Here is a 378-nt window from a genome sequence, read left to right as displayed (position 1 = left end):
AATGAGCGATTAACGCAAGCAATTAATCAATTAGTACCTTTAGCTGATAATAGTGCTTTAAGAACTGCTAAGACGAAACTTGATGAAGAAATCAATAAATCAGTAACTACTGATGGTATGACACAATCATCAATCCAAGCATATGAAAATGCTAAACGTGCAGGTCAAACAGAAACAACAAATGCACAAAATGTTATTAACAATGGTGACGCGACAGACCAACAAATTGCCGCAGAAAAAACAAAAGTAGAAGAAAAATATAATAGCTTAAAACAAGCAATTGCTGGATTAACACCAGACTTGGCACCATTACAAACTGCAAAAACTCAGTTGCAAAATGATATTGATCAGCCAACGAGTACGACTGGTATGACAAGC

1 protein-coding gene is annotated in these 378 nt (G+C 35.4%); it reads left to right on the top strand.

Features of this window, described 5'->3' with window-relative positions:
• The coding region (locus IDG60_RS03050) for an FIVAR domain-containing protein (RefSeq protein WP_206160482.1) at positions 1-378 on the top strand (378 nt) is incomplete at both ends.

This window comes from Staphylococcus sp. EG-SA-2, assembly GCF_017152085.1.
This window is presented reverse-complemented; position numbering and strand designations above follow the sequence as displayed.